This window comes from Amycolatopsis sp. NBRC 101858 (assembly GCF_030269325.1).
GTDB lineage: Bacteria > Actinomycetota > Actinomycetes > Mycobacteriales > Pseudonocardiaceae > Amycolatopsis > Amycolatopsis ponsaeliensis.
The window spans coordinates 107,109-123,433 of record NZ_BSTD01000005.1 but is presented as its reverse complement, the minus strand read 5'-3'; the positions used below and the strand labels follow the sequence as shown (position 1 = coordinate 123,433).

Here is a 16,325-nt window from a genome sequence, read left to right as displayed (position 1 = left end):
GTGATTCTTGGCCGATTGCCAACCACCCTGTCGGGGTGTAACACGAAGCTTTTTACAACATTCCTGCAGGTCCACACCAGGATAACATGGAATAAACGTCGGAATTGGCACAATGCCATCAAGGCCTTCTGGTGATCAATTAACCCGATGCGGGCACACCTGGTCGCCTCGGGCGAGTCCACAGTGGAACGGCCTGGGTGGTCCACGCCACCCCGCGGCACCTCGGCGAACGGACCCGGCGGTACTACGGAGTACGTTGGCCTCCGGCGGACCGGAAGGAGGAACGGGTGATCTTCGGATTCGCCGTGACGGTCGCCGTGGCGGCCACGCTCGTCGCGCTCTGGAGCTTCGTCCAGTCGGCCCGCAACCGGCTACCGGACCAGCCGCTCCTGATCGGGGTCGCGGTCGTCGAGGTCCTGCTGGTCGTCCAGCTGGTGATCGGGATCGTGCTGCTCGCCGGCGGCGACCGGCCGGGCAGCCTGGCGACCTACCTGGCCTACCTGATCGGCAGCCTGGTCGTGCTGCCCGTCGGCGCCGCCTGGGCGCTGGCCGAGCGGAGCCGGTCGAGCACGGCGGTGCTCGGCATCGCCTGCATAGCCATCCCGGTGATGGTGCTGCGACTGAACGAGGTGTGGAGTGGAGCAACAGCGTAGGACGGCCACCGGCCCCGGACGGGTGCTCGTCGCCGTGTACGCGATCTTCGCGCTGGCCGCGACGTCGCGCGCCGGCGTCCAGATCAGCACCAAGTTCCACGAGGCGCCGCTCGCCTACCTGCTCTCGGCGTTCGCAGCGGTCGTCTACATCGTCGCCACGATCGCGCTGGCCCGCCGCGGTGACGGCTGGTGGCGCGTCGCCCTCGCCGCCTGCTCGATCGAGCTGCTGGGCGTGCTGACCATCGGCACGCTGAGCCTCGTCGACGCGGCCGCGTTCCGGCACCCGACCGTCTGGTCGGTCTACGGCGAGGGCTACCTGTTCATCCCGCTGGTCCTGCCGGTCATCGGCCTGTACTGGCTCCGCCGCACCGCCCCCGCGAAGGTCACTGCCTGACCCCGCAGTCGAACAGCACCCCGGCGCCGGCGGCGTCCGGGCCGATCCGCGCGGGCGGCACCGGACGGCAGTGCTTCGCCTCCCACGCGATGCGCCCGGTCAGCTCGCCCGCGTCCGCCACCGCGGCGGCGGTCCGCTGCTTCGAGGCGCTGCGGCCGATCTCGAGGAACACCTGCGGCAACAGCACGAACCGGAGCTTCCCGGCCGCGACCCACCGCGGCAGGTCGGCGGCGGACGGCGCCGGATCGAAGCCGAGGTAACCACCCAGTGGCGCCACGCGCGCGTCGGTGTTCAGCAGGAACGGGTCCGCGCCGTACGTACCGCCCTCGACGGCCAAGACGACTCCCGTGGACGACGCCTGCGCGTACGCGAGCACTTCCCGCTGACCGGGGCTGAGCCGGTACGCGCCGTCGATGAACCGGACATAGCCGGCCTCGGCGCCGGCGCCGGTGTTGAGGCCGACGACCGTGCGCACCGCGTCCGTCGACGGCGGCCCGGCACCGGGGTCGGCGGTCTCCAGCACGCTGACCGGCCGCACGGCGGTGTCGACGACGAAGGCCGCGGGACCGGCCACGACGGCGGCCAGCCCGATGACGACGGCGACGCGCGAAGCCCGCAGGAGCACCGCGACGACGGCCAGCACCGCCAGCGCGAGCACGGTGTACCGCAGCCACGGCAGCCACTCCGGCGTCCGGCCGAGGAGGACGAACGCGAGCAGCGCCGTCCCCACCACGGCGGCCGGCAGCACGAACCGGACCGATCCCGATGAGCGCTGCCACCGCCAGGCCGTGGCCAGGCCCGCCGCGGAGAGTGCCGCGATCGCCGGGGCGAGCTCGGCGGTGTAGTACGCGTGGAAGATGCCGCCGGTGAACGAGAAAACCGCGGCGCCGACGACCAGCCAGCCACCCCACAACGCCCAGCCCGCCTTCGTGTGCGGCGCGGCGCCACGAGCGCGGCAGGCGGCGACCACCAAGGACACCAGCGCAAGCGGGAGCAGCCAGGCGATCTGCCCGCCGACCTCGGCGTCGAACAGCCGCAGCGGACCCGATCCGCCGCCGAGCGCCGCGCCGACCGTGGCGCCGTAGCCCCCGCCGATCCCGGTCGACCCACCGACCAGCCGCGTCACGCCGTTGTAGCCGAAGGCCAGCTGCCAGACCGAGCCGTCCGTGGTGCTGCCGACGAACGGCTTCACGCCCGGCCACAGCGTGACGACGACGGGCCACGCCAGCGACACGACGAGTGTCACCCCGCCGGCCAGGCCGGCCCAGGCGAGCCGTCGACCACGAGAGCCGGGCGCCGCGACGAAGTACGCCAGCGCCAGGCCGGGCAGCACGATCCACGCGGCGAGCATCTTCGTCATGAACCCCAGTCCGACGAACACCCCCGCCCACACCAGCCACCGCGCGTTCTCGATCGCCCGGGTCACGCAGTAAGCGGCGAGGAGCAGCAGGAGCACCAAAAGCGTGTCCGGGAGGTTGTCGCGGTTGATCGCCGCGGTGATCGGCGTCAGCGCGAACAGCGCCGCGGCGAGCAGGGCGGTCCGGGGGCCGGCCCAGCGGCGCACCACCCGGTGCAGCACGAACACGGCGGCGACGCCTTCGACGACCTGGACCAGCGCGATCGCCCAGGGGTGGAAACCGAACACGGCCACACCGAGGGTCTGGGTCCAGAACGCGAGTGGCGGTTTGTCGACCGTGACGACTCCCGCCGGGTCGAAGCCCGCGAAGAAGAACGCCGCGACGTCGTGGGACATCGAGTGCACCGCGGCGGCGTAGTACGGCTGCAGCGGCCGGCTGCCCAGCGCCCATCCCCACAGCACCGCAGCGACACCCAGCACCGTCCCCACCGCGATCCGCTCGGCCTTCGCCGTCATGTCTCCCCCTCCGGTTCCCCCTTCGCAACGCTAGGGCGGCGCGGCGCCGGCGTCCTCAAGCTCCGGTTTGAAGTGCCTCCACCCGTGGGTTGAGCGCGGAACAGTACGGGAACTGCACGTAGTCCATTCGGCGAGATAAATACGGATACGACCGGACTTTCGTCGGTTCCGGACATTCCCCCGAAACTCGGACACTCTTCTCGTTCGGTCCCCACCGGCTTTCCCGTGCGGTTCTCCGCACGAAAAGGAGTGAGCGTGAAATTCGGCAAGTTCGTGCTGCTGGCCGCGAGTACCGCGCTGGCCGTCGTCGGCCTCGGCGGCCCGGCGGCCGCCCAGACCACCCCGCAGGCCCAGCCGTCGATCATCGGTGGCAGCAACGCGTCGAGCGGCCCGTGGGCGGCCCGGCTGTTCGTGAACGGCCAGCAGAACTGCACCGCGACGATCATCGCGCCGCAGTACATCCTGACCGCGAAGCACTGCGTCAGCAGCTCCGGGACGTACACGTTCCGGATCGGCAGCCTCGACCAGACCAGCGGCGGCACGACGGCGACCGGGTCCACCATCACCAGGAATCCGAACGCCGACCTGGCGATCGTCCGCCTGACGACCTCGGTGAGCGCGACGTACTCCCCGCTCGGCGCCGTCGGCGACGTGGCGGTCGGCCAGAACGTCTCGGTCTACGGCTGGGGCGCGACCAGCCAGTGCGGCTCCGAGATCAACTGCCAGTCGCGGTACCTGAAGGTCGCGACGGTCCGGGTGAACTCGATCGGCTGCAGCGACTACGCGGGCGGCGTCGCGGTGTGCGCGAACCGCGTCAACGGCATCACGGCCGGCGGCGATTCGGGCGGCCCGATGTTCGCCTCCGGCCGCCAGGTCGGCGTGGCGTCGACCAGCGACCGGTCGAACAACACGGCGTACACGAACATCACGCGTTACCGCAGCTGGATTTCCTCGGTCGCGGGAGTCTGATTCTCCGGAAAGGGCCCGGCCGATTTTCCGGCCGGGCCCTTTGCCGTCAATGCCTGCGGGTTCAGTCCCGGGGCCGGAAGAAAGCTTCGAGTCGCGCGGTCGCCAGGTCCGCCCAGGTGCCGGCAGTGGCGAGCACGGCGGCGGCACCGGTCGGGAACTTGGCCTGAACCGGCCGGGTGTCCTCCCCGTAGCCGGCGAGGTGCAGGGTCAGTTCGCTGACCCCGGGCTCGTGCCCGACGAGGGCGAGCGTGGTGACGTCGCGAGGGATCCGCCGCACGGCGTTCAGGAACTCCTCGGGACCGGCACCGTAGAGATCTTCGTCGTACTCAACGGTCGGCTTGCTCGGAAGCGCCCCGCTGACCAGCTCCCAGGTTTCCCGGGTGCGGCGGGCGGTGGAGCAGACGGCGTGCTGGGGGACGTAGCCGTTGCCGCCGAGCCAGCGGCCGAGGTTGGGCGCGTCCCGGAGCCCGCGGGGTCCGAGAGGGCGTTCGCGATCGGGGACGCCGTCCGGCCAGGCCGATTTCGCGTGCCGGAGGACGATGAGCCGCCTGGTCACGTCCATGTTCACCGCCTGTCGCCCCGGTTGACTGCGCCGAGGAATGGTGGGCCGCCTGGGGCTCGAACCCAGAACCTACGGATTAAAAGTCCGCAGCTCTACCAATTGAGCTAACGGCCCGCGCCCCAAGTTTAGCCAGGGGGCCGTCACCCACCTGCACACCGGGGTCCGGCTGAGGGTGCCGGGAAGGTCGAGGCTGGTTCTCGCCCCCGCCCGGCACGCATGGTGCCTGGCTGCTGATCCTCGCCGAGCCGCCCGGGGCCGGGAACTCACCGACGTCGAGCCGCTCACGGGCACGACACCACGGACCGCTCCGTCGGAGACACCGTGGACGCAGTACGGCGCCGAGCACGCTCGGCGCCGTACTTGCTCTGATGTGGACTCAGCAGGTCACGTACAGACCGGTGTAGGCCGTGCACTTCTTCGATGCCGTGTCGTTCGCCGCGGTCGGGTCGGTCGGGGTGCTGGCCGCTCGCTGGGCCGTTGCCGTGAACGGGCCCCATGCGAAGACGCCGCCCTCCGATGTGAACTTCGCCGTGACCGAAGCGCCCGGGGCCAGGGTGCCGATCGTGCAGTTCACGTTGGCACCCGAGCGGGTGCAGCCGGTTGCCGACGTGACCGAGCGGCCCGAGCCGGCGTTGGCCGTCACGCGGACGCCGGTCGCGGTCGCCGGGCCGCTGTTCGACACCGTGATCACGTAGTCGACGCGGGCGACCAGGCCGACGCGCGGGGTGGCGGTCAGCGCGACCTTGACGTCGGCCTTGGGCGCCGCCGTGATCGTGATGGCGGGACCGTCTTCGACGCTGAACGCGTAGTTGTCGCCCGCGAACTGGTGCTGCAGCGTGAACTGGCCGCCGGCGACGTCTTCCTTCACGCGGAGGGTGAACGTCACGGTGCGGCTCTCGCCCGCGCCGAGGTCGCCGACGCCGCCGCGGTAGCTGCTCAGGTACTGGTCGCAGCCGACCGTGCCGGCGCAGGAGACCAGGTCCACCAGCTCGGCGATCGGCGTTTCCTTGGTGTAGAGCGCGGCTTTCGCGCCGGTGACGGTGAAGTCGGTCGGGTTGTACAGCTGCTCGGTGACCGTGAACGTGTCGCCGGCGTGGACCGACGTGTCGCTGACGTCGATCGTGCTGGGAGCCGGCGCGGCGGACGCGACGGCGGGGGCCGCGAAGAGGGCCGCCGCGGTCAACGCGGCCAGCACGGCGGTTCTTCGACCGGTTCGCTCCATGGTCGTGATCTCCTGATTCCGGACGAGGGGTGCCGCTCCAACCGGTGGGGACGGGTGATCGCAGCAGCTGACGAAGATCAGATCGTCGCACCCCGGCATTCGTTACCGGGTTCGCGAAACCGTGTCTGAACTGGGGTTTCCCGCCGTTGCCCGGTCACCGGCCACGCTCGCGACCCGAAATTGTCAGACCCCTGTGGCACGCTCCGCACATGATCGAACACAGGAGCCAGGCGGCCGATCAGGCTGCCGCCGACGCGCGGCGGCGGAACCGGAAGAGGAGGTGTCCCACGACGGGAACGACGATCCAGCAGGCGTAGGCCCAGTGCGTGAAGAAGGCGACCGGGATCGAGACGGCGAAGGCGAGAGCCATCGTGCCGACCCCGCGGAGAATCCCGCCGAAGAGCTCCGGTGGGGTGTCCTCGCGGTAGAGGTGGTGGCGCCGGATCTGCCTGGTCATCAGGAGGAACAGCGCCAGGGCGACGATCTGCACGAGTGCGTAGAAGACGAAGCGGAACTCGAACCCGCCTTCCTCGGCGATCACCTTCGTGGCGAACGGCGTGATCACCTGCATCAGCAGCCAGCCGAAGCTGAGTTGCAGGAGGCCGCCACCCAGCGTGGTGACGTAGTGGAAGAGGCGGTGGTGGGCGCGCCAGTGTCCGCCGATCACGGCGAAACTGATCAGGAAGGAGATGTATTCGTTCTGATGATCCCCGAGTGAACGCAGCAGTTCGGCGCTGGTGGCGCCCTCCGGCAGCGGCAGCTCGAGCGACAGCAGCGTGATCGCGATGGCGACGACGGCGTCCGAGAAGAAGGTGAGCCGCTCGGCGGCGATCCCCCGGGCTTCGGAGCCGGCGGTGTCCTCGTCGGACGTGGCGCTACTCATGGCGGGTGAGCCTGCCAGACGCGGGCTGTGGGAAGGCAGCCGAAACCGGCCGCGTGCGATGCTGGCGCCATGACCGTCGACCCCGATTCCGGACTCCTGTCCCCGGTCCGGGCCGGTACGCCGGCCGAAGCGTCGACCGGTGACGAGGCCTGGTTGCGCGCCATGCTCGACGCCGAGGCGGCCCTTGCCAGAGCGCAGGCGCGGCTGGGGACGGTGCCGGCCTGGGCCGCGGACGCGATCACGGCGGCCGCGAGCGGTGCGCGGATCGACGTCGTCGAGCTGGCGCGCGGGTCGCGGGCGACCGCGAACCCGGTCGTCGGGCTGGTCAAGGCGCTGACGTCGGCCGTCGACGCGAGCGCTGCCGAGTACGTCCACCGCGGCTCGACCAGCCAGGACATCTTCGACACGGCGATGATGCTGGTCGCCGACCGGACGCTGCGGCCGCTCGTCGCCGACCTCGACGCGACGGCCGAGGCGCTGGCCGAGCTGGCGCGCGAGCACCGGGACACGACGATGCCGGGCCGGACGCTGACGGCGCACGCCGTGCCGACGACGTTCGGGCTCAAGGCCGCGGGCTGGCGGCAGCTGGTGCTGGACGCCGCCGTCCGGGTCCGGCGCGTGCTGGACGGCGGGCTGCCGGTCTCACTGGGCGGCGCGGCCGGGACGCTGGCGGCGTACCTCGAGTACGCGCGCCTGGCCGACGACGTCGCGGTGGCCGGACACCCCGGCGGTGGTCGCGACGCCCTCGACGACTACGCGGAACGCCTCACGGCCGCGTTCGCCGAGGAGACCGGGCTGGCCGCGCCGGTGCTGCCGTGGCACGCGCTGCGGACGCCGGTCGCCGACCTCGCGAGCGCGCTCGCGTTCGCCGCGGGGGCGCTGGGGAAGCTGGCGGTCGACGTCGCGACGCTCAGCCGGACCGAGGTCGGCGAGGTCGTCGAGCCGGCGGCCGAGGGGCGGGGTGGCTCGACGGCGATGCCGCACAAGCGGAACCCGGTGCTCGCGACGCTGATCCGGTCGGCCGCGCTGCAGGTGCCGGTGCTGGCCACGGGCGTCACGCAGTCGATGCTGACCGAGGACGAGCGTTCGGCCGGGGTCTGGCACGCCGAGTGGCAGCTGATCCGCGAGTGCCTCCGGCTGACCGGCGGCGCCGCGCGCACGGCTGCCGAGCTCGCGCGCGGGCTCACCGCGCAGCCGGGGCGGATGCGGGCGAACGTGGCGTCGACGCACGGGCTGATCGTGTCCGAGCGGCTCTCCGCCGTGCTCGCGCCGTTGCTCGGGAAGGCGAAGGCCAAGGAGCTGCTCGGCGAGGCGTCACGACGAGCAGTGCGCGAGGACCGGGCGTTGCGGGAGGTGCTGGACGAGCTGCCCGCGATCACCGAGGTCCTCACCCCGGCGGCGCTGGACGGCCTCCTCGACCCGTCCGCCTACACGGGCGCGGCGGCGACGCTGGTCGACCGCGCCCTCGGCGAACCGCCCCGGCCACCGCACCCTTCTGACCAGGCGTGAGCTTCCGCGGAAAATTCTTTGAACCGCCTCCGCCGAGTGTCCGTGTAGTGGGTATCAGGCAGCCGCACCGAGCGGCGGGAAACCCAACGGATACAAGGAGAACTTCCATGCTTCGCACGCGCATCGCCGTCTCCGTCGCCGCTGCGGCAGCCGGGCTGGCAGTGCTCACCGCTTGCTCGGGTGCCGAAACTGCTCAGCCGGTCATCGCCCCTGCGGCGGCGGGCGGCACCGGTGGCGGCCAGATCGCCAACGGGCAGGTCGGCAACGCAGCCCCCGCGTCGAACGAGTCGAAACTGGTCGTCGCGGACGTCGCCAGTGTCGGCCAGGTGCTCACCGACCAGAACGGCATGACCCTCTACCGCTTCGACAAGGACACGGCCAAGCCGCCGAAGTCCAATTGCGACGGTGACTGCGCCAAGGCCTGGCCGCCGATGCTGGCCACCGGGGACGTGCAGGTGCAGGGCGTCGACAAGAACCTCGTCGGGAAGGTGACGCGCTCCGACGGCACCGAGCAGATCACCGTCGGCGGGTGGGCGCTCTACCGCTACGCCAAGGACACCAAGGCCGGCGACGCGACCGGCCAGGGCGTCGGTGGCGCCTGGTACGCCGCCAACGCCAAGGGTGGCAAGGCCGGGCAGGCCGCGAGCGAGGCGGGCGTCGTCAAGCTGAGCGCCAGCAACATCGACGGCCTCGGTGAGGCGATCGTCGACCAGAACGGCATGACCCTCTACCTGTTCCAGAAGGACACCAAGAAGGCCAAGACCTCCGCCTGCAACGGCGACTGCGCCAAGACCTGGCCGCCGGTGCTGTCCAACGGCAAGGTGGAACTGCAGGGCATCGACTCGAAGCTCCTCGGCAGCATCAAGCGTTCCGACGGCACCGAGCAGGTCACCATCGGCGGCTGGCCCGTCTACACCTTCTCGAAGGACCTGAAGCCGGGCGACGCGAACGGCATGGGCGTCAACGGCACCTGGTTCGTCATCGAGCCCAACGGCTGCAAGGTCGGCACCACCCCCAGCTCCACCGCCAACCAGGCTCCGGCTGACAGTGGCGCTGGGAGCAGCAGCAACTCCGGCTCGGGTGGCACCACCTACTGAGCCACCCAGGAACTACCTAGTGGGCGAGGCCCGGCGGACGCTCTTCGCGAGCGACCTCCGGGCCTCGCTCGTCGTGGTGGCGACGCAGGAACGAACGGCGGCGCGGCTCCTCGGCCGGCAGCGTTTCCGTGCGGTCGGTGTCCACGACGCGGTCGGTGCGCTGCTCGACGACGGTCGGCTCGTCGACCGCCTCGTCCTCGGGGACGTGGATGGTGCGGCGGGCGGGCAGCACGGCGATCAGCAGGCCGACCGCGGCGACACCGAGGTGCAGCCAGGTGTCGGCGCGGCCCATGTCCAGCGGGTTGCCGGCGTTGGCGAAGGGGTTGGTCGAAATGAGACCGTCGATCATCAGGCCCCACACGAAGAGGGCGCCGTAGAAGATGAAGAGCAGCCAGCCGAACGTCCGGGCGCGGCCCGAACCGAACGCCAGCAGCAGGCCGACGACGCCGGTCACGACGCGGACCAAGCTCATGAGCGGATTGCCGGAAAACCGCCAAAGCCCGGCGTCGTGGTGGCCGGCGAAGTTCCCGACCCCGGTCCGGGTGAACCCGATGATGCCGACGACGAGGAACGCGATCCCGGCCAGCCCGGCCAGCACCTGCGCCGGCTGCAGGCCGCGAACCCGGATGCGTGCGCCTTTCGCGTGAGTCATGACTCCAGTCCTTCCCAGCGTGTGGTGACGATCGTCACCGCACACAGGTACCCCGTGAACACAGTGCGCGAAACGACGGCGCTTGCCCGCAGCGCTCCGCAGCGTTGCCGGAACCGGGGCGATCCGAGAGCTATCCCACAAAGTCACCCGATCCGGGGAACGCCGGGACGCGTTCCCGGCAATCCGGATCATGCGCAAGCTGAGCAGCATCTTCCTGGTGGGACTGTGCGTGGGGGCGATCGGCGCGGTGGCCGTCACGATCGGTCACGGTGCTGCCGAGCCGCCGAAAGCGATCGCGGTCACAGAAGCGGTGACAACGATGTCGGAATCGCCCGAAGCGTCGAGCCCGGCTCCGACACCCACCTCGTCTCCGGCACCGAAACCGTCGCCCAAGCCCGAGTCCAAGGTGGACGCCAAGATCGATGCCGCCGAGCTGGACCGGCTGGTGCCCGGAGGCGACGTCAGCGTCGTCGTGTTCGACCGGCAGGCCGGCGCGACGATCGTTTCGGTGCACGCGGATCGCGCGTACACGTCGGCGTCGCTCGTGAAGCTGCTGATCGCCTTGGCCGTGCTCGAGCAGGGCGGTCCCGTGGCGCAGGTGCAGAAGATGCTGTCCCACAGCGACGACGACCTCGCGAGCCGCTTCTGGTCGGCGTACGGCGGGCCGGCGATCGTGACGGGCTGGGCCAAGAGGATCGGCCTCACCGGCACGCGCGCGCCCGCGGATCCGGGGCGGTGGGGCGACACGCGGATCACGGCGAAGGACGTGGTGCGGATCTACCAGTACGTCGTGGCGCACGCGCCCGGCGCGATCCTCGCCGCGCTGCGGGCCGCGAGCGAGCGGGGTTCGGACGGGTTCCGCCAGTACTTCGGCATCCCGGACGCCGCCGGCGGCCGGCCGTGGGCGGTGAAGCAGGGCTGGTCCTGCTGCCGGCCGACGCGGATGCTGCACACCTCGGGCCTGGTCGGCGAGGACGACCGCTACATCGTGGCGGTGCTGAGCGAGCACCCGGCTTCGGTCGACTACGCGACCGCCTCGAAGCGGGTGACGGCGGTGGTCAAGGCGCTCCTCGGCTGAGGCCGACGCTGAGACAGAGACGGAGGCAGCGCGGGTCCGGTGCCGGGCAGCGCGGGACCGGTTGCGGCGGCGCGGCCGGCGGCCTTGACCGCGCAGCTGCCCCGCTGCCCGCCCGCGGCCCCGCGGCCCCGCGGCCCCGAAACCCTTGCCGCGCCTACTGATCCGTGTCGGCCAGCGCGCCGTGTGCGCCGGAGCGGGGCAACGGCCACGGCAGCACGCCGCCGGTGGTCTCGACCTGTCGGCCGACCGGGGCCGGGGCCAGCGAGTGCGCTCCGATCCACGTCAGCACGTCCGGGATCTGCGACTTGAACGTGTTCATGTTGTGCCCCGCGTCCGGGATCCGCCACGACGAGAACTGCAGCGGGGGCCGGGCCGCCGCGCGGATCTGGTCGATCGCGAAGCTCTCGTACTTCTCCTTGTCGCCCGAGATCGCCAGGATGTCCACCGGCGACGGGTGCAGCCGCACGTTCAGCCGGACGTTGTTCGCGTCGTTGATGTCCTGGCGGCCGTGGAACAGGTCCTCGGTCTCCGCGTCGACCTGGGCCTTGTCGTAGCCGCTGACGCTGACCGCCTGGCCGTACCACTGGGGGTGGCGCGTCACCAGGTTCATCGCGCAGTAGCCGCCGGAGGACCAGCCCGCCATCGTCCACGCCCGGCGGTTCGGCGAGACGCCGAGCTTCTGCTGGGCCCAGTCGCGCAGGTCGGCCGTCAGGTAGGTGTCGTTCGCCGTGCCGTTGACCTCGTCGACGCATTCGGTGTCGTGGCCGACCTTCGGGACGCCCGTCGGGTCGGGGACGATCACCACTGTCGGGGGCAACGCCTTGCGGGCGATCGCCGTGTCGAGCTGCTGCGGCATGCCGTAGACGGCGAAGACCTCGGGGCCGGACGGGTAGTTCGGGATCCATTCGATCGCCGGGAACCGCAGCTCCTTGTACGCCGCGTCGAAGTACTGCGGGGGCAGGTAGACCGTGACGTCGCGGGTCAGCTTGGTGCGCCGGCCCGTCACCTTCATGTGGACGACCGTCCCCTTGCCCTCCTTCGCGTGCGCCACCCCCGTGTCGCGCAGCTTCTCGAGGTCCTCGCCGTTCTGCGCCGCCTCGGCGTCGGTGCCCTGGCCGGCGTAGACACCGGTGCCGAGCAGCGATCCGACCGTCGGGAAGAACCCGCCGATCATGTTGCCCGCCATGCCGGTCGAGACGACCAGCAACACGACTGCGAGCAGGATCGTGGCGCTGCGCCAGAGCCGCTTGCGCTTCCAGCGGTCCCAGAACCACGGGACCGCGATGATCGCGAGCAGCGTCAGCACGACCACCACGATCATGTTGACCGGCGAATCCAGCCGGATGCTGCTCACGTTCATGGTTCGGGTCCTTCCGGGCGGGCAGTGAATGCGCACCCGGAACCCCCCGGAGTCGCGTATATATCACGTTTGACCGGGCATGCACGTTGCGGCCCTGTGACTTGCGCCATAGGGCCGCAACGCTCGGCGGACTCAGCGATTTCTCAGTTATTTCTCCAAAGCCCGCGTCAGGACGGTGATGGCCTGGGTGATCGCGGCCTCGGCGGCGTGGGTCTCGCGCAGCGCGTTGACCATCACGAAGTCGTGGATGATCCCCTGGTAGCGCACGGCCGTGACGGGCACGCCGGCCTGACGCAGCTTCGCCGCGTACGCCTCGCCTTCGTCGCGGAGCACGTCCGCCTCGCCGGTGATCACCAGCGCCGGCGGCAGCCCGGCCAGCTCCTCGAGCGACGCGCGCAGCGGGGACGCGGTGATCTCCGCTCGCTGCGCGGGATCCGTCGTGTACTGGTCCCAGAACCACTTCATGCCCTCGCGGCCGAGGAAGTAGCCCTCGGCGAACTTCGCGTACGACTCGGTGTCGAAGTTCGCGTCGGTCACCGGGTAGAAGAGCACCTGCTGGCGGAAGGTGACGTCGCCGCGCTGCTTGGCCAGCAACGTCAGCGCCGCGGTCATGTTCCCGCCGACGGAGTCGCCTGCGATCGCGATGCGCGACGTGTCCAGGCCCTTCGAAGCGCCGTGCTCGGCAACCCACTTCGCCACGGCGTAGCTCTGCTCGATGGCGACCGGGTAGCGCGCCTCCGGCGAGCGGTCGTACTCGGGGAACACGACGGCCGCGCCGACGCCGGCGGCCAGTTCGCGCACCAGGCGCTGGTGGGTGTGGAAGTCGCCGAAGACCCAGCCGGCGCCGTGGATGTAGACGATCACCGGCAGCGGCCCCTCGACGCCCTCGGGGCGGACGATCCGGGTCTCGACCTCGCCGGTCGGGCCACCCGGCACCTTCAGGACCTCGATCGAAGCGGCGGCCATGGCGACTTCGCCGTCCTGGACTCCGTCGACGGCCTTGCGCCCCTCCTCCGGCGGCAGCTGGAACAGGTACGGCGGCTGGTCGGTGGCCTCGGCGAACGCCTGCGCGGCCGGTTCCAGGGCGAGGTTGTGCGGGTTGGCGGTCATGTCGTCCTCCTCGGGGGCGGTGAAGCTGACCCGACTGAAGGTAGCTCTCAACTAAGTTGTGCACAACTGAATGACGTCCAATGAGATTAAGAGCACTTAAGTTGCCTCGATCGACCCGCCCGGGAATCATGGAGAGTCACGAGAGAGGAGGACGCCATGGCGTCGCTGCGACTGGACGACCAGCTCTGCTTCGGGCTGTACTCGGCGTCGCGCGCGGTGACCGCGCTCTACCGGGTCGTCCTGGAAGACCTCGACCTGACCTACCCCCAGTACCTGGTCATGCTGGCGCTCTGGGAGCGGGACCACCGGCTCGTGAAGGAACTGGGCGCCGAGCTGAACCTCGACTCGGGCACGCTGTCTCCGCTGCTCAAGCGCCTGCACGCGGCCGGGCTCGTCGAGCGCAACCGGCAGGCCGACGACGAGCGCGCGGTCATGGTCAGCCTCAGCGACGCCGGCAAAGCGTTGCGGGAGAAGGCCGAGGGCATCCCGGACGTCATCGGCACCGCGATGGGCCTCGACGACGCCGGCGTGGCCCGGATGCGCGCCGAGCTGGACCGGCTGACAGAGTCGGTGAACGCCTACCGAGAGGCCCGGTCCCCGGCATGATCAACCACGACGACGCGCTCAAGGCCGTCGAGAGCAGTCTCGACCGGCCGTCGGCGGCGCGGATCTACGACTACTTCATCGGCGGCACCACGAACTACGCGATCGACCGTGACTTCGCCGAGAAGGTGCGCGCCCGGCTGCCGCTCATGGGCGACTACTGCCTGACGAGCCGCCAGTTCCTCGGCCGCGCGGTCCGCGAGTGCGTGCGCGCCGGCATCCGGCAGTTCGTCGACATCGGCTCGGGCCTGCCGACCGCGGGCAACGTCCACGAGGTCGCCGATCAGCACAGCGCGCACCTCGACACGCACGTGCTCTACATCGACAACGAGCCGATCGCCCTCGCGCACTCGACGCTGCTGCTCGCCGACACCGCCGATCCGGAGCGCCACCACGCCATCGCCGCGGACTTCCTGCAGCCGGAGGACCTCTGGGACCGCGTGACGGCGTCGGAGGTGATCGACGTGCGCGAGCCGGTCGCGCTGGTGATCAACGCCGTCATGCATTTCATCAAGGACGAGCAGGATCCCGACGAGCTGCTCGAGTACTACCGCGAGCGCCTGGCCCCCGGCTCGCTGCTGGTGCTCTCGCAGATGACGAACGAGAACCCGGTCAACGAGGACGAGCGGCAGGCGCTGGTCGACCTGCTGGAGTACTACGAGACGACGACGAACCCGGGTTTCCTGCGGCCGATGGCCGAGTTCGAACGCTTTTTCGGCGGCTGGCCGATGCTCGAGCCGGGGCTGGTCTACGCGCCGGCTTGGCACCCCGACGAGCGGACGGTGTTCGCCGGCTCGCCGTCGGAGTCGCGGGTGATCGGCGGCATCGCGCGCAAGCCCTGATCCACCTGGCTTCAACCCGGGGGTTGACGTCCCGGCGGCGCGCGGCGGGGACCGTGGTGGTCGAACGGATCACCAAGGGGGAACGCGTGGACAGCTCGGTCAACATCCTTGTCGGACTCGTCGTGCTGGCGTGGCTGGTGTGGCGGCAGACGCAGCGGCGCCTGGTGCGCGAGGACCGCCGGCCGGTCGTGCTGCTGATCCTGCTGGTGCTCGGGGTCCTGCAGCTGAGCACCTACCTGAAGACCGCCTCGACGTCGGCCATGCTGATCGTCGCCCTCGTGGTCAGCCTGCTGCTCGCGGCGGGCTTCGGCGTCGTGCGGGCCCGGAGCACGCGGCTCTGGCGCAAGGACGGGCAGCTGTGGCGGCAGGGCACCTGGGTCACCGCCGCGCTGTGGGTGGTCGGGCTCGGTGTCCACATCGGACTGGACCTGCTCTTCGACAGCGCCGCGAAGGGGCTCGGCGCCGGGTCGATCCTGCTGTACCTGGCCGTCTCGCTCGGGGTGCAGCGGCTGGTCGTGCAGGCGCGGGCCGATCGGCTAGGAAGCTTCGCGTAGCCCGTCCAGCACGTCGAGGACCGCGCTCTTACCCAGCTCCACGGCCTTGCGCAGCACCTCGGGGTCGCGCTCCAGCACCGCCACGTCCGGCGAGCCGGCCGGTGGGCGGATGCTCAGGATCCGCGGGTCGGACGCCAGGACCTCCTCGTCCTCGACGTCGCGCCGGTAGGTGTCGCGCCACGCGGGGATCGCGCCCGGGGCCTGGCGGCGCAGGAAGCGCGGGACGACGACGTCGTACGCCCGCGGTGGCGGCAGCGGCAGCTCGTCCGCGCGGCGGGTGCGCAGCACGAGGACGTCGGTCGCGTCCTGGGCCAGCGCCGTGCGGTACGGGATCGGCTCGGCGACGCCCGCGTCGACGAACCGGCGGCCGGCCATCGGGATCGGCGGGCCGGCCAGTACCGGCATGCAGGACGACGCCGCGAGCGCGACCTTGATCGCGGCGACGTCGTCGAGAAAGGGGTGGAGGTCGGTCGACTCCCCCGTGTCGGCGTCGGTGGCCAGCGGGTGGAACGTCACCGGGTTGGCCAGGATCGCCGGGAAGTCCATCGGCTCCAGCACCGAATAGACCTGGTGGACGAGGTATTCGAGGTCGATCACCGCGCGGCCGCGCAGGGTGTGCAGCGGGTTGATGATCCGGCGCATGACCACCGGGTTCCACCAGGTCCGCACGCCGGTCGACGACCGGCCGCAGAGCAGCCACGCACCGTTCAGCGCGCCCGCCGACGAGCCGTAGACGGCGTCGAACGCGGGGGTGATGCCCAGTTCGTCCAGGGCCAGGACCATGCCGCTCGAGTACGTGCCGCGGCTGCTGCCGCCTTCGACGGCGAGTGCGAGGCGCCGGCCATCGGTGCGTTCGCCCGGGACACTGCCCGCCGCCATCCGTTCGGAGATCAGTTCGAGTACCGGGTGCACTCCTCCCATCCTCGTCGTTTCGGCCGATCCGTCGACCCGATTTGTGCCACCC

17 protein-coding genes and 1 tRNA gene are annotated in these 16,325 nt (G+C 70.9%); 9 read left to right on the top strand and 9 right to left on the bottom strand.

Annotated features, from left to right (window positions below; genetic code table 11):
• Positions 1-287: 287 nt before the first annotated feature.
• Both QSK39_RS34530 and QSK39_RS34525 read left to right on the top strand, forming a co-directional pair.
• The gene (locus tag QSK39_RS34530; protein ID WP_285482063.1) at positions 288-653 is read left to right on the top strand and encodes a hypothetical protein; all 366 of its coding nucleotides are present in this window, start codon (positions 288-290) and stop codon (positions 651-653) included.
• 22 nt (positions 654-675) lie between these two features.
• Positions 676-1,047, top strand: a complete 372-nt coding sequence (locus tag QSK39_RS34525; protein WP_285482837.1) for a hypothetical protein — start codon at positions 676-678, stop codon at positions 1,045-1,047.
• Here QSK39_RS34525 and QSK39_RS34520 read toward each other — a convergent pair.
• Positions 1,037-2,920, bottom strand: a complete 1,884-nt coding sequence (locus tag QSK39_RS34520; RefSeq protein ID WP_285482062.1) for a glycosyltransferase family 39 protein — start codon at positions 2,918-2,920, stop codon at positions 1,037-1,039. The genes QSK39_RS34525 and QSK39_RS34520 overlap by 11 nt on opposite strands.
• 255 nt (positions 2,921-3,175) lie before the next feature.
• Between QSK39_RS34520 and QSK39_RS34515 the strand changes: the two genes are divergently transcribed.
• Positions 3,176-3,889, top strand: coding sequence for a S1 family peptidase (locus QSK39_RS34515; RefSeq protein ID WP_285482061.1), 714 nt, complete (start codon positions 3,176-3,178; stop codon positions 3,887-3,889).
• A gap of 61 nt (positions 3,890-3,950) precedes the next feature.
• Here the strand turns inward: QSK39_RS34515 and QSK39_RS34510 are convergent, their stop codons facing one another.
• The 4 genes from QSK39_RS34510 to QSK39_RS34495 form a co-directional block, all read right to left on the bottom strand.
• Positions 3,951-4,451, bottom strand: coding sequence for a SixA phosphatase family protein (locus QSK39_RS34510; RefSeq protein WP_285482060.1), 501 nt, complete (start codon positions 4,449-4,451; stop codon positions 3,951-3,953).
• A 38-nt stretch (positions 4,452-4,489) separates the two neighbouring features.
• Positions 4,490-4,565, bottom strand: a tRNA-Lys gene (locus QSK39_RS34505).
• 262 nt (positions 4,566-4,827) lie between these two features.
• Positions 4,828-5,673 carry a COG1361 family protein gene (locus tag QSK39_RS34500; protein WP_285482059.1) on the bottom strand — a complete coding sequence of 282 codons (846 nt, stop codon included), beginning with the start codon at positions 5,671-5,673 and terminating at the stop codon, positions 4,828-4,830.
• A gap of 238 nt (positions 5,674-5,911) precedes the next feature.
• Positions 5,912-6,556, bottom strand: a complete 645-nt coding sequence (locus tag QSK39_RS34495) for a TMEM175 family protein (RefSeq protein WP_285482058.1) — start codon at positions 6,554-6,556, stop codon at positions 5,912-5,914.
• A gap of 69 nt (positions 6,557-6,625) precedes the next feature.
• Between QSK39_RS34495 and QSK39_RS34490 the strand changes: the two genes are divergently transcribed.
• Positions 6,626-8,065, top strand: coding sequence for a nitrosuccinate lyase (locus QSK39_RS34490; RefSeq protein WP_285482057.1), 1,440 nt, complete (start codon positions 6,626-6,628; stop codon positions 8,063-8,065).
• 107 nt (positions 8,066-8,172) lie between these two features.
• Entirely contained in the window at positions 8,173-9,162 is a 990-nt protein-coding gene (locus QSK39_RS34485; protein WP_285482056.1) for an SCO0930 family lipoprotein, read from the top strand.
• A gap of 16 nt (positions 9,163-9,178) precedes the next feature.
• On the opposite strand, the gene QSK39_RS34480 is transcribed toward QSK39_RS34485, so the two are convergent.
• Positions 9,179-9,814, bottom strand: coding sequence for a DUF4383 domain-containing protein (locus tag QSK39_RS34480; protein WP_285482055.1), 636 nt, complete (start codon positions 9,812-9,814; stop codon positions 9,179-9,181).
• A 190-nt stretch (positions 9,815-10,004) separates the two neighbouring features.
• On the opposite strand from QSK39_RS34480, the gene QSK39_RS34475 reads away from it, so the two are divergent.
• Complete coding sequence (locus QSK39_RS34475; protein WP_285482054.1) at positions 10,005-10,892, top strand: serine hydrolase; 888 nt, start codon at positions 10,005-10,007, stop codon at positions 10,890-10,892.
• A gap of 154 nt (positions 10,893-11,046) precedes the next feature.
• On the opposite strand, the gene QSK39_RS34470 is transcribed toward QSK39_RS34475, so the two are convergent.
• On the bottom strand, positions 11,047-12,252 hold the full coding sequence (locus QSK39_RS34470; protein ID WP_285482053.1) for an alpha/beta hydrolase: 1,206 nt from the start codon (positions 12,250-12,252) through the stop codon (positions 11,047-11,049).
• A 147-nt stretch (positions 12,253-12,399) separates the two neighbouring features.
• A complete protein-coding gene (locus QSK39_RS34465) occupies positions 12,400-13,362 on the bottom strand; it encodes an alpha/beta hydrolase (RefSeq protein WP_285482052.1) in 963 nt (320 codons plus the stop codon).
• A gap of 156 nt (positions 13,363-13,518) precedes the next feature.
• Here QSK39_RS34465 and QSK39_RS34460 point away from each other — a divergent pair, with 156 nt between their 5' ends.
• From QSK39_RS34460 to QSK39_RS34450, 3 genes are all read left to right on the top strand, one after another.
• Positions 13,519-13,968, top strand: coding sequence for a MarR family winged helix-turn-helix transcriptional regulator (locus QSK39_RS34460; protein WP_285482051.1), 450 nt, complete (start codon positions 13,519-13,521; stop codon positions 13,966-13,968).
• Entirely contained in the window at positions 13,965-14,807 is an 843-nt protein-coding gene (locus QSK39_RS34455; RefSeq protein WP_285482050.1) for an SAM-dependent methyltransferase, read from the top strand. Before QSK39_RS34460 ends, QSK39_RS34455 begins: the two co-directional genes overlap by 4 nt.
• A gap of 86 nt (positions 14,808-14,893) precedes the next feature.
• Positions 14,894-15,361: a hypothetical protein gene (locus QSK39_RS34450; RefSeq protein ID WP_285482049.1), complete on the top strand. Its 468-nt coding sequence runs from the start codon at positions 14,894-14,896 to the stop codon at positions 15,359-15,361.
• On the opposite strand, the gene QSK39_RS34445 is transcribed toward QSK39_RS34450, so the two are convergent.
• Positions 15,344-16,282 (bottom strand): patatin-like phospholipase family protein, encoded by a 939-nt coding sequence (locus tag QSK39_RS34445; protein ID WP_285482048.1) that lies wholly within the window; start codon positions 16,280-16,282, stop codon positions 15,344-15,346. The two genes, QSK39_RS34450 and QSK39_RS34445, sit on opposite strands and share 18 nt — an antisense overlap.
• Positions 16,283-16,325: the final 43 nt, after the last annotated feature.

Excerpts from the sequence above, each read along its gene's own strand:
- QSK39_RS34520 (WP_285482062.1), bottom strand. The coding sequence starts at position 2,920 with ATGACGGCGAAGGCCGAGCGGATCGCGGTGGGGACGGTGCTGGGTGTC.
- QSK39_RS34510 (WP_285482060.1), bottom strand. The coding sequence starts at position 4,451 with ATGGACGTGACCAGGCGGCTCATCGTCCTCCGGCACGCGAAATCGGCC.
- QSK39_RS34500 (WP_285482059.1), bottom strand. The coding sequence starts at position 5,673 with ATGGAGCGAACCGGTCGAAGAACCGCCGTGCTGGCCGCGTTGACCGCG.
- QSK39_RS34495 (WP_285482058.1), bottom strand. The coding sequence starts at position 6,556 with ATGAGTAGCGCCACGTCCGACGAGGACACCGCCGGCTCCGAAGCCCGG.
- QSK39_RS34490 (WP_285482057.1), top strand. The coding sequence starts at position 6,626 with ATGACCGTCGACCCCGATTCCGGACTCCTGTCCCCGGTCCGGGCCGGT.
- QSK39_RS34485 (WP_285482056.1), top strand. The coding sequence starts at position 8,173 with ATGCTTCGCACGCGCATCGCCGTCTCCGTCGCCGCTGCGGCAGCCGGG.
- QSK39_RS34480 (WP_285482055.1), bottom strand. The coding sequence starts at position 9,814 with ATGACTCACGCGAAAGGCGCACGCATCCGGGTTCGCGGCCTGCAGCCG.
- QSK39_RS34475 (WP_285482054.1), top strand. The coding sequence starts at position 10,005 with ATGCGCAAGCTGAGCAGCATCTTCCTGGTGGGACTGTGCGTGGGGGCG.
- QSK39_RS34470 (WP_285482053.1), bottom strand. The coding sequence starts at position 12,252 with ATGAACGTGAGCAGCATCCGGCTGGATTCGCCGGTCAACATGATCGTG.
- QSK39_RS34465 (WP_285482052.1), bottom strand. The coding sequence starts at position 13,362 with ATGACCGCCAACCCGCACAACCTCGCCCTGGAACCGGCCGCGCAGGCG.
- QSK39_RS34460 (WP_285482051.1), top strand. The coding sequence starts at position 13,519 with ATGGCGTCGCTGCGACTGGACGACCAGCTCTGCTTCGGGCTGTACTCG.
- QSK39_RS34455 (WP_285482050.1), top strand. The coding sequence starts at position 13,965 with ATGATCAACCACGACGACGCGCTCAAGGCCGTCGAGAGCAGTCTCGAC.
- QSK39_RS34445 (WP_285482048.1), bottom strand. The coding sequence starts at position 16,282 with ATGGGAGGAGTGCACCCGGTACTCGAACTGATCTCCGAACGGATGGCG.